The organism is Pararobbsia alpina, from assembly GCF_902859895.1.
Taxonomy (GTDB): domain Bacteria; phylum Pseudomonadota; class Gammaproteobacteria; order Burkholderiales; family Burkholderiaceae; genus Pararobbsia; species Pararobbsia alpina.
This window is the reverse complement of the sequence record NZ_CADIKM010000044.1, coordinates 22,823-33,385: the sequence shown is the minus strand read 5'-3', so window position 1 is coordinate 33,385 and position 10,563 is coordinate 22,823. Positions and strand designations below refer to the sequence as shown.

At 60.9% G+C, this 10,563-nt stretch carries 9 protein-coding genes and 1 pseudogene; 1 reads left to right on the top strand and 9 read right to left on the bottom strand.

What is annotated here, in order from left to right; genetic code table 11:
- Positions 1 to 186: pseudogene (locus HV670_RS30640) on the top strand (phytanoyl-CoA dioxygenase family protein); the annotation flags it as partial.
- Between the two features lie 143 nt (positions 187 to 329).
- On the opposite strand, the gene HV670_RS24940 reads toward HV670_RS30640, so the two are convergent.
- The 9 genes from HV670_RS24940 to HV670_RS24900 all read right to left on the bottom strand — a co-directional run bounded on the left by HV670_RS24940 (position 330) and on the right by HV670_RS24900 (position 10,542).
- Positions 330 to 2,090 (bottom strand): glycerol-3-phosphate dehydrogenase/oxidase, encoded by a 1,761-nt coding sequence (locus HV670_RS24940; protein WP_175107672.1) that lies wholly within the window; start codon positions 2,088 to 2,090, stop codon positions 330 to 332.
- A gap of 14 nt (positions 2,091 to 2,104) precedes the next feature.
- Positions 2,105 to 3,628, bottom strand: a complete 1,524-nt coding sequence (locus tag HV670_RS24935) for an FGGY-family carbohydrate kinase (RefSeq protein WP_246257915.1) — start codon at positions 3,626 to 3,628, stop codon at positions 2,105 to 2,107.
- A gap of 67 nt (positions 3,629 to 3,695) precedes the next feature.
- Positions 3,696 to 4,148 carry a D-erythrulose-4-phosphate isomerase gene (gene derI / locus HV670_RS24930; RefSeq protein WP_175107671.1) on the bottom strand — a complete coding sequence of 151 codons (453 nt, stop codon included), beginning with the start codon at positions 4,146 to 4,148 and terminating at the stop codon, positions 3,696 to 3,698.
- A 41-nt stretch (positions 4,149 to 4,189) separates the two neighbouring features.
- A complete protein-coding gene (locus HV670_RS24925; protein ID WP_246257914.1) occupies positions 4,190 to 5,065 on the bottom strand; it encodes a triose-phosphate isomerase in 876 nt (291 codons plus the stop codon).
- Positions 5,066 to 5,087: 22 nt separating this feature from the next.
- Positions 5,088 to 6,041: a D-ribose ABC transporter substrate-binding protein gene (locus HV670_RS24920; protein ID WP_175107670.1), complete on the bottom strand. Its 954-nt coding sequence runs from the start codon at positions 6,039 to 6,041 to the stop codon at positions 5,088 to 5,090.
- 73 nt (positions 6,042 to 6,114) lie between these two features.
- The gene (locus tag HV670_RS24915) at positions 6,115 to 7,215 is read right to left on the bottom strand and encodes an ABC transporter permease (RefSeq protein ID WP_175107669.1); all 1,101 of its coding nucleotides are present in this window, start codon (positions 7,213 to 7,215) and stop codon (positions 6,115 to 6,117) included.
- A 26-nt stretch (positions 7,216 to 7,241) separates the two neighbouring features.
- Positions 7,242 to 8,783 (bottom strand): sugar ABC transporter ATP-binding protein, encoded by a 1,542-nt coding sequence (locus tag HV670_RS24910; RefSeq protein ID WP_175107668.1) that lies wholly within the window; start codon positions 8,781 to 8,783, stop codon positions 7,242 to 7,244.
- Entirely contained in the window at positions 8,780 to 9,436 is a 657-nt protein-coding gene (locus HV670_RS24905) for a DUF2291 family protein (protein WP_246257913.1), read from the bottom strand. The genes HV670_RS24910 and HV670_RS24905 overlap by 4 nt, the downstream gene beginning before the upstream one ends.
- Positions 9,437 to 9,609: 173 nt before the next feature.
- Entirely contained in the window at positions 9,610 to 10,542 is a 933-nt protein-coding gene (locus tag HV670_RS24900) for a sugar phosphate isomerase/epimerase family protein (protein WP_175107667.1), read from the bottom strand.
- Positions 10,543 to 10,563: the final 21 nt, after the last annotated feature.

The window sequence follows — 10,563 nt, the reverse complement described above, 5'->3', positions numbered from 1 at the left end:
CGCCCCATGGTCGTGATCGGTTACAGCCGAAGCTGGTATTTGCGTCCCGAGGTCCATATCGATGTGCCCGTCGATGCTGACCAGCGCCTGAGTCCCCGTGCCAAGCGGCTCCTGCGACATATGCCGCGTGTCGATGCACTGAATGCCCCTGGCGGCCCGGAGAGTTATCAAAAGTTCGCCTATTGAATTCCCGCGTTAGTGGCGATTAATTTCGATGTTGGATTAGCGGCTTGCCATCCCGTTTGAAAGTTGTCCAAAGGAAAAGAATCTGTTCGTCAGGCACACATGGGGCCGATCGGGATCAACAATCAACGTCGACGGCGGCATGCTCATGTCCTAAGATCGCTGCCCAGTTTTTGTGATGCAGACGCAAAAACTGGATCGCGAAGTACGATCCCATGGCGTTTCCGGGCGATGTCGCGGACCGCCTCGAGTTCCCGCCGTGTCCGGATCGAGTCCCATCCCAACGCTCGCGCAGCGATGGTCCCTGTTTCCGCCAACACGGCATCGGTCAAGCGGCCAGAGATTGCGATCGTCGTCCGGCGAAAAAGCAGATCCGCAAGATGCGTCACTGCTTCGTGCACACATAGATACTGAATTTCCCGCACCGTGTAACCCGGCTCGCTTTCGAGCGGGTGGTCCTGGACGCCATCGCGCGCCGGTGAGCAAAACGCTGCGATTGCGGATGCACTTGTACCGTAACGCGAAAGCAACGTCTCCGTCCGTTCGACCGGAGCGTCACAACGCACGGCTAGCTCGTTGATCCAGGCGGCCCGGTCGGCGGCGGTGCGGGGGAAATCACGGCCACCGCCGATGGCTTCGTTGCGAGTGCTGACCTTACGCGAGCGCCCGAGGTGCTTGAGCGTGTCGTCGGCGACGGATTCGGCGAATCCACGGAAGGTGGTCCATTTGCCGCCCACCAGCGAGAGCACGGGAACCGGCGTATCGGGCAGATGATCGATATGCACCGCGTGATCGCGGCTTACATCGCCCGGATTCGTGGCATCGGAGTAGGGCAGCGGCCGCACGCCGCTGTATCGATATGTGATGTTCGATGCATCCAGTTCCAGGCGGGGAAAGATTTCACGCAGTACGCCGAGCATGTAGTCGACTTCACTGTCTTCACAGCGAATCTGGTCGGGATCGTCGACGCGTATATCAGTCGAGCCGATCAGCAACCGGTCCATAAAAGGATAGACCAGACAGATTCGACCATCCTTCGAGCCGAAGTACACCATGCGGCCCCGCAGTTGCACATGCAGCTCGGGATGCGTCACGATCAGGTGCGATCCCTTCGTTCCGCCAATGTACTTTCGCTCGATGCCGAGGGACCGGTTCACGTGATCGATCCAGGCGCCACCGGCGTTAACGATGAGATCCGCCGTCACAGGAAAGCACTCCTCCGACACGAGATCCCGCAGCCAGAGCGTGTCGCCTTCCACGCGGGCAACCGTGACGTAGTTTGCCGCCGCTGCTTGCTCGCACGCAGCGAGTCCATCGGCAACCAGTTCGTAGTTCAGTCGTTCGGCCTGCGTGACCTGCGCGTCGAAATACGTCGCGGTTGCCTTGATGGCGGGATCGAGCAACGGCAGACTCCTAAGCGAACGTTCTCTGAGCGCGACATGGTGTCGTGGCATCGTCCGGTCATGACGACCGAGAAAATCGTAGATCGTCAAACCGAGTGTCGAAATGATCGCGCCGCGATCCGCAAGCTTCGACTTGACGCCAAAAAAGCGCAGCGCAGACGCGACGATACCGCCGAAATACGAATGAATCGGCAATAGCGTCTCAAGTGGCAATACAAAGTGCGGCGCGTTTTTCAGCAACAGGTTGCGCTCCAGCGTGGATTCGGCAACGAGCCGGAATTCGCCGGTTTCAAGATACTTCAGCCCGCCGTGAATGAGCCTCGATGGCGCCGAACTCGCACCCGACGCGAAGTCTGTCTTATCGATCAACAGGCAGTCGACCTGTTGCATCGACAGGTCGCGAAACAGCCCTGCACCATTGATTCCGCCACCAATGATCAGCACGCTGACATGGCGCCGTTGCTTGAGCCGGTCGAGAAAGAAGGTGCGCGATCGTTCGGTCATTGCCTGTCTCGCTGTCAATGCACGATGGCTGCGCGGTCGAGCGCTGGCCACAGTGGACTCATGCCTGACATGAGCTGTACGTACAGTGCATACGCTTCGTTGAGCCGGCCTTGATGCTCAAGGTCCGGCCGGTGCGTACGCTGGATGTGGCATGCGTGCGCGCATGCGTCCGGCAGAGAGTCGAATGCTCCTATGCTCACGCCAGCACAGAGTGCCGCGCCGAGCGCACTGGCCTCCTGACTGTCCGGAATATCAATCTGAATACCAACGATGTCGGCGAACAACTGGGCGAGCATGGGGCTCGACGATCCTCCACCGGTCAGCCCCCCCCGCCGAGCGGGAAAGGCGCTGTTCAGTGCTTCGATGTGGTATCTGTGATTGAAGACCATGCCTTCGAGCACCGCCCGGGCCAGATGGGCGCGATGGTGCCAGCTACGGATGCCGAAGAATGAAGCGCTCGCGGGCTGCTCGAAGGGCGATCCGAACAGGAATGGATGGAACATGACGGAACTCGGCTCAGCGAATGCTGCCTGCAATTCGTCTTCGATCAGGTCGAATGGCGAGCATCTGCGTTGTTCAGCCTGTCGCGTTTCGTGCGCGAAAAACTCGCGCATGAACCAGTCGACGTTGCTCGACGAAGCTGGCGAAATCGACATGTTCATCCACTGGCCGGCACGTGTGCCATTGCGGCACGACCAGCGCGGATCCGGTTGCGGATGATCGGAGAGGATCTCGTTGATGCTGAAGGTCCCCGCCGTAATCGACAGGACACCTGGCTCCGTGTTGCCCATGCCGACGGCACTGGCCGTAACATCGTGCAACCCGCAGGCGACCGGCGTGCCCTCCTTCAAACCGGTTTGTGCGGCGGCTCGGGCAGTGACCCGTCCGGCAACCGACGTCGACGGCACGATGTCCGGTAGCGCATGCCCAATGGACGCGAGGCCGTATAGCTCGAGTACATCGCTGCTATATCTTTGCGTCCGGACATCGGTAAAGGACGAACTGGCTTCTGTTGGGTCGGTAGCAGGGACGCCAGCCAGACAGAATCGGAGCCAGTCCTTGCAGAACAGAACATGACCAATCTTCGCATACCGCTCAGGTTCGTTGACCTGAATCCATTTGAGCAGACTGACAGCGGCGTAGGGATACGGCTGCTGCCCGGTCAAATCTAGCGCTTTTGGCAAGAGGGCCGCTTCGCGCCATTGATCACGAACAACAAAGGCCCGGCTGTCGAGTGACAGGATCCCGGGCCCAAGCGGAGCACCCTGCCGGTCAACCAGATATAGCCCGTCGCCGTGCCCGGTTACGCCGACAGCTGCGATCGCGCTGGCGGACACCTTGCCGAGTTCGAGCGCATCGCGAATGGCGCCGCTTGCCGCCGCCCAAGTTTCTTCCATGTCGCGTTCGACATGACGGGCACGCGGCTGCCGCTGCTCCACACGCCGCGATCCCACGGCCACGGTGCGACCCTTGGTGTCGAAGATAACGGCCTTGGTTGCCGTCGAACCACTATCGAGGCCCAGACAATACGTCTCCATCGTGTCTCCGATTCATTCTCGCGGCGGTCTACATGGTGTCTCTACGCCGCCAAGCATTCAACGATGCTTATCGACGGTGTCTGGAATCAACCTGGTTGATGGCTGCGACGTTGCCCGAGCTCCGACCGTGTTCGTCGAAAGTCTGTGCGAGAAAGGCGTCGGCGATGGTTTTGGCCAGTTCGGGCCCGATCACCCGCGAACCCATCGTGATAATCTGCGCATTGTTGGACAATGCCGCACGTTCCGCCGAATAGGTGTCGTGGCACAACGCAGCGCGGATTCCCGGAACCTTGTTGGCCGAAATGCTGACGCCGATCCCTGTGCCGCAGACCAGGATAGCGCGGTCGTAATCGCCGCGTATCACGCCCGACGCCACACGGTCGGAAAGATCGGCGTAAAACTCGGTCGGGTCCGACTCGTTGGTCGAGAGCTGGAAAACCTCGAAACGATCCTTGAGGTATTCAGCCAGCACATGGGCCAGTGCCGCCCCTGCACTATCTCCAGCAATTGCAAGTTTCATGATGACCTCCTCAGGTTTGGGCTCCTCGCGTGCGGGCCGGATCAGAGCACTGCCCTGACGCGGTCCAGGATGTCCAGATATCCAGTAACGTCCCAGGCAGAGCGCCCAATGAACAGTCCGTCAATATGTGTGCAGGCGGCGAGTTCGGCGCAGTTGTCGAGGTTGACCGAGCCACCGTACAGGCACGGTATGCGGCGGCCAAGTATGTCTTGCGCCACTGCAACGATTTCTGCCTGGCGCGCATCAGCGTAGGCGGCGCTGGCCGGGATGCCGTGCTCGCCGATGGCCCAAACCGGCTCATACGCGAATAGGATCGGAGCCGCGTGCTGTGCGGGCTTCAATCGAGCCAACGCGCCGCGTACTTCGGCAGCCAGCGCTTCAGCGGCACGTCCGCCCTCGCGATCGGCAAGCGTCTCGCCAATGCAGATCAGCGGCGTGAGCCCATGGTGCACCGCCGCCTCGACCTTGAGTCCTACCGTGGCATCGGTTTCGCCAAAATGCTCGCGCCGCTCGGAGTGGCCGAGTTCGACCAGGTCCGTTGCGCAATCGGCCAGCATCGGCGGCGATATTTCACCGGTCCAGGCACCACGATCGGCCCAGTGCATGTTCTGCGCACCGACCTTCACGGTGGTGTCCGCAAGGATTGCCTTGACCTCGCGGATCGCGGTGAAGGGCGGAATCACAAAGCGCTGAATCCGTGAGTCGGCGGCGGCGGCGAGCAGACCTTGGGCAAAGGCGCGCGCCTCCGCCAGGGTCTTGTTCATCTTCCAGCTGGTACCGATCCAGAAAGGTGAATGGGTCATGATCGCGTCAATCGGATGCACGAATTCGAGCTGCTGCGCTCCACGCCAACGTGGTTCGCGCGACTTCAGCGCGCAGATGAAAAACCACAGGTGCCCGCCGGTGTCGTTGGGCATCCTGTGGATACGAGCCGTAGCATCACTTTGAAAGCGTAAAAGCGGAGGTGTACTGGTCCACGTTGGTCTTCGTGATCAGGACGCAGTCGAAGAGCTGCTTCTCATTCTTGGCGCCCGTCTTTCCGGTCTTCAGGAATTCATCAGCCTGCTGCACCGCCTTGGCGGAAAACGTGGCGACAGGCTGCAGCACCGTGTACTGCAACTCGCCGGCCTTAACCGCATCAACCGCTGTCGGCGAACCGTCGAAACCACTCACTTTCACGTTCTCGAGTTTGCCCACCTGCTTGAGCGCCGCAATCGCGCCTAGCGCCATTTCGTCGTTCCCGCTGACCACGCCAGTGATGTCGGGATGTGCCTGCAGCAGGCTCTGCATCGCCTTGAAACCCTGGGTGCGGTCCCAATTAGCCACTTGCGATCCGACTTTCTTCAGATCCGGGTACTGGCTCAGCACTGACGTGTAGCCATTGGAACGCGTGGCGGCATTGTTGTCGGACGGTGCGCCGAGCAGTTCGACATAGGTGCCCTTCGATCCGACGTCCTTCACCCATTGCTGCGCACCGAGCGCCGCACCCTGCGCGTTATTGGAAACGAGCTGCGCCTTGGCGAGGCCCTCCTGGTTGATCTCGGCATTGACGAGGAAAACCGGAATATTGGCGGCCACCGCCTTTTTTACTGCACCGACGGACCCGCTCGCATTCGCGGGATCGAGAATGATCGCGACCGATTTGTTGGTGATCGCAGTGTCGATCAACTGGCTTTCCGTGTTGGTGTCCCCTTTCGAAGCCGTGACGTTGGCGCTGTAGCCCAGCTTCTTCGCCTCGGCGGCGGCGACGTTGCCTTGGGTGAGCCAGTAGGGGTTGGAGGGATCGTTGACGATGATGGTCATAAGGCCGCCGGCTGCATGAGCTTGTGCCGCAAACAGGGGCGCAGCCAGGGCGACGGCGGCAAGTATCAAAGCTTTCTTCTTGGTTTTCATGGTAAGTCTCCTTTTTTTTCAGTTAGTAGTGGTGCCGAAGTCCGGCATGCTTCTCACGGGCCGATAGCGCGACTCAAACCTTGCCGCCGCCTAACGGAGAAGTGGGTTGGCCGGCAGTCGGCGCTGGGCGCTTGACACGGCGGCGGTACTGAACGGCGTTGAGCAACACCGCAAGCACGATGACCGCTCCTGTGAACACCGTCTGCCAGTATGAAGAGATGCCGATGATCACCAGACCGTCGGACAAAAAACCGATCACGAAGGCCCCGAGCAGGGTCCCGCGGATGTTCCCGGTGCCGCCCATCAGCGATGCGCCACCGATGACCACTGCGGCAATGGCCGTCAGTTCGTAGGTCGTGCCGGCCGTCGGACCAGCGGACGTGAGCTGCGACGACAGGATCAGCCCGGCGATTGCGGCACAGACGCCCGAGAGCATGTAGACGCTGATCTTTACCCTCTTCACCGGAACGCCGGAGAGCTGCGCCGCGCGCTCGTTGCCGCCGGATGCATAGAGCCAGCGGCCGAACGACGTGCGGTTGAGCATGAGGCTGACCAGCAGCGCAATGCCCGCCAGGATCAGGACGCCAACGGGGACATCGAACAGTCGATCGAAGCCGAGCGAGTCGAATCCGACGTTGCCTAGATCCGCGTGGCCGCCCAGGTTGTTGTACGTCAGGCCGTTAGTCAGCAGCAGCGCAAATCCGCGCACCACGTACATCACGCCAAGCGTGGCAACGAAGGCGGGCACTTTGAATCGTGCGATGAGCACACCGTTGACAAGACCGATGAAGGCACCAAGCAGACAGCACAGCACCACCACGACCCAGACCGCCGGGTACAGCACGGCGCCGAACAGGTTAAGCGTCACACCCTGCAGGAAGAAGCCAGCGACCACACCCGACAGACCGAGGGTGGATCCGACCGACAGGTCGATCCCACCATTGATGATCACCAACAGCATGCCGATCGCGAGGATGCCGTAGATGGCCACGTGCGATGCCATCGTAAGGAAGTTTGCCAGCGCGAAGTAATACGGTGACAGAGAAGAAAATATGACGACAATCACGATCAGCGCCAAGAATGCACGCCCTTCGAGCAGCACCTTGGCTATATCGAAACCGTCGCCGAACCGGCCGACGCGGGTCGATGTGGAAGTCTTGGCGGAGTTGTTCATGTTCAAGTCTCCATGCATTTCGACATTCAGATCACCACGGCTTCGCCCGAGGCAGCCATGATCTGGTCTTTGGTGGCATCGGTGCCGAACTCTGCGGAAATTCTGCCCCGGCGCATGACGACGATCCGATGCGCGATGCTCAGGCATTCACCCACTTCCGACGTGGAGAACACGACTGCAAGGCCTCGCGCCGCGCTCTCGCTGAGCAGCCGAAAGACTTCGGCCTTGGCACCGATGTCGATGCCACGACTGGGCTCGTCGAGCAGAATGACTTTGGGGTGGGTAGCGAGCATCTTGCCGATGACGACTTTCTGCTGGTTGCCGCCCGACAAGGAACCGATCGGTGCGCCCGGGCCCGCCGTCTTGACGTGAACGTCGCGGATCGCCTGATCGACGAGCGCACGCTCGCGGGGAATGGACAACAGCAGGCCTCTGACGAATGTGCCGATGCTCGCAAGCGACAGGTTGGTGCCGACGCTCATCGTCTGAACCAGGCCATCGCGCTGGCGATCCTCGGGTACCAGCACGAGGCCCTTGGTGATGCGCGCGGCGATGCTCAGCAACGCAATGTCCTCGCCTTCGAGCAGGACCCTTCCACCGCTCGTGGGGAAGCGGCCCGCGACGGCCTCGAGCAGTTCGGTGCGCCCCGCTCCCATCAAGCCGTAGATGCACACGATCTCGCCCGCGCGCACGTCGAGCGACAGATGATCCACCACGGACAAGTCGGATCCGGAGTCGTCGGCAACGCTGACATCTTCGATGGACAGCGCGACGTTGCCGAATGCGTAGTCTGTCGGTGGCGAGCCAAGGTCGAAATTCTCTCCGACCATGTTGCGCACGATCCACGCAAGGTCGATGTCTGTGGCTTCGGCCGTCGCCGTCATCCTGCCGTCGCGCAACACCACGGCGTAGTCGGTGATCTGCAGGGCCTCTTCGAGATGATGCGAGATGTAGACGATCGACACGCCGCGGCTCGTCAGGTCGCGGATCACTTTGAACAGCACCTCGACCTCTGAAGCGCTCAGCGCCGAAGTCGGCTCGTCCATGATGAGGATGCGCGACTGAACGGAGAGAGCGCGCGCGATTTCGACTACCTGCTGCTGGCCGAGACGCAAATCCTGGAGGAGCGCGAACGGGTCGATTTCCTCTTCGAGGTCGGCCATCAGGGCCCGCGCCTGCCGCGCTTCTTCGGCGAAGTCGACGCCTGTCGCAGTGCGCAGTTCGCGGCCCATGAAAATGTTGTCGCGCACGTTGAGGTTGGGCGCAAGGCTCAACTCCTGATGGATGATCGAGATGCCGTGGTTGCGCGCATCGTTCGACGAAGCAAACGCGACGCGCTGCCCATCGAGTTCGATATGTCCCGATGTCGGCCTCTCCACTCCCGCGAGTATCTTCATCAAAGTCGATTTGCCCGCGCCGTTTTCGCCGAACAGCGTGGTGACCTTGCCTCGACGGATGTCGAAATTCACGCCCTTCAGCGCGTGCACGCCGCCATAGGACTTGACGATGTCGTGTGCCGACAGCACGACATTGCTGTCGGCGGACTGGGTGTCGAGTGTGGTCGTCATTTGACTTCTAGCTTCACCGGCGTCACGAGCCAGCCGTTCGGATTGACTAACTGGAAGACGCCGACCACCGAAATGGTCTTGCCCGTCAGCTTGCCGGTGTCCACCTTCGACAGGACCGCCTTTTTCATCGCTGCGTTGATCGCGTATCCGGCGTTCTGGTAGTCGATCTGGTTGGTGAACTGCTCGAAGCTAATGGTGCCCGTGGCATCGCGCAGATCGGTGCCGTTGATCGCAGGGCCGGTCTGCACGCGAATGGTGACCGAGTCCGGCACGTCCAGCACTTTGACGGTATAGACGCCAGAATCCTCCTTACCCGCAATGCCGGTGAACTTGACCGACATTTCCGGGCCGACGCCGCCGCCTGCCACGCCGTACTGCTTGCCAGCGGCGTCCTGATCCTTGGCGATTGCCGCAGCCAGTGTGTCGGCGCTGACCGCGCGGCTCTCGACCGCCGCCTGCGTTTTTGGATACTGCGCGGCGCCGTAAGCAGCGGGATCAAAAGTCTTGACTTGCTTATCTCCGTCCGACCCGATCTTCACGACCTTGATACTCAAGGCCATCGCCACGACCAGAATCACCAGCATCACTGCGGCGATTGCTGCGCGAAGGCCGCGCCGGGACCGACTGTTCATCGAAGTGGCAATCGTGCTCACGAGTACACCTCCTGTGCTTCTGAACTACGGAAATGCAATGCGGGTGTGCTGAATCGTTCCGCCTTGACGGGTATCACGTTGGTCAGTGCGAACGAGGGACCACGGTCCCGATTGCGCTTATCGCCTGTCATGCCATTCGGCGCCAAGTTGCCGCCAGTCATCAAGCCTCGCCCTCAGACGTTCAGGTCGGCAACGCCGGTGTCGAAATGCGGAGCCCAGAACGCTACCGATTCGGCGATCTGCTCGACGACCTGCCGATCCTTCGGTTCACGTTCCTTGAACGACAGCTCGAGGCAGATCTCATTGTCCTGTCCACCGCCTTCGTGAAGGGCCGCGATCAGCGGACCGGGCTGGATTCGACCGCGCGCGTTGAACTCGGCCGTAAAAGGGTGGTGGCCACCCTTGTCCATCAGCGACTGCTTGATGTGGATGATCGGCGACACGCGCGGCACTGCGCGTGCCCACGCATAGGGATCGAAGTCGTTTGGGTTGGAGCTGGTGATGTCGCCGTGATCGATGTCGGCCATCATCCACATCGGCACCGCCATGTCTGCCGCGCTCAGCCGCTTTTGCAGCGCCAGGCATGCGGTGATCGTCTCGCCGAATTCGCGGCCAACCGACATCGGCTCCCAGAACACGTATCGCAACCCGGCGGCCTTCGCGTGTTCGGCGACCTCGGCCCAGCAGTCGATAGCGGTCTGAATCAGCGTTTCGCGCCTGCCGGTATCGTCGTAGTCGCGGTAGGTGAAGATCGCGAACTGCGTGCCGATCGAGTGGCCACCGAGTTCGGCCGTGATGTCGGCAAAGGTCTTGAACCAGTCGACGTAGTAGCGCCGCACGTCGGCGTCCGGATGACCGAAGTGGTTGAGTCGCCCGTAGGGACCGGTCATGCCCGATGTGATACGCACGCCAGTTCGTACCATCGCCGCGCGCATCTGGCGCGTAAGACGTCGCGTCACAGCGCCGGGCCACGACGGGTTGATGAACTCGTGCGTGAGCTGCACGTCGCGGATTTTCATCTTGTGCGCGATGGCGTCGATGAGATCATCTGGTTCGGCGAAGCGATTCACCAGCGGATTCGTGTTGAGTGCGAGCGTAAAAGCCATTGTCGTCTTGTGTAGTCGATG

Bases quoted from the DNA above. Each gene is read 5' to 3' on its own strand.
- HV670_RS24940 (WP_175107672.1), bottom strand. From the start codon at position 2,090: ATGACCGAACGATCGCGCACCTTCTTTCTCGACCGGCTCAAGCAACGG.
- HV670_RS24920 (WP_175107670.1), bottom strand. From the start codon at position 6,041: ATGAAAACCAAGAAGAAAGCTTTGATACTTGCCGCCGTCGCCCTGGCT.
- HV670_RS24925 (WP_246257914.1), bottom strand. From the start codon at position 5,065: ATGCCCAACGACACCGGCGGGCACCTGTGGTTTTTCATCTGCGCGCTG.
- HV670_RS24900 (WP_175107667.1), bottom strand. From the start codon at position 10,542: ATGGCTTTTACGCTCGCACTCAACACGAATCCGCTGGTGAATCGCTTC.
- HV670_RS24915 (WP_175107669.1), bottom strand. From the start codon at position 7,215: ATGAACAACTCCGCCAAGACTTCCACATCGACCCGCGTCGGCCGGTTC.
- HV670_RS24910 (WP_175107668.1), bottom strand. From the start codon at position 8,783: ATGACGACCACACTCGACACCCAGTCCGCCGACAGCAATGTCGTGCTG.
- HV670_RS24935 (WP_246257915.1), bottom strand. From the start codon at position 3,628: ATGGAGACGTATTGTCTGGGCCTCGATAGTGGTTCGACGGCAACCAAG.
- derI (WP_175107671.1), bottom strand. From the start codon at position 4,148: ATGAAACTTGCAATTGCTGGAGATAGTGCAGGGGCGGCACTGGCCCAT.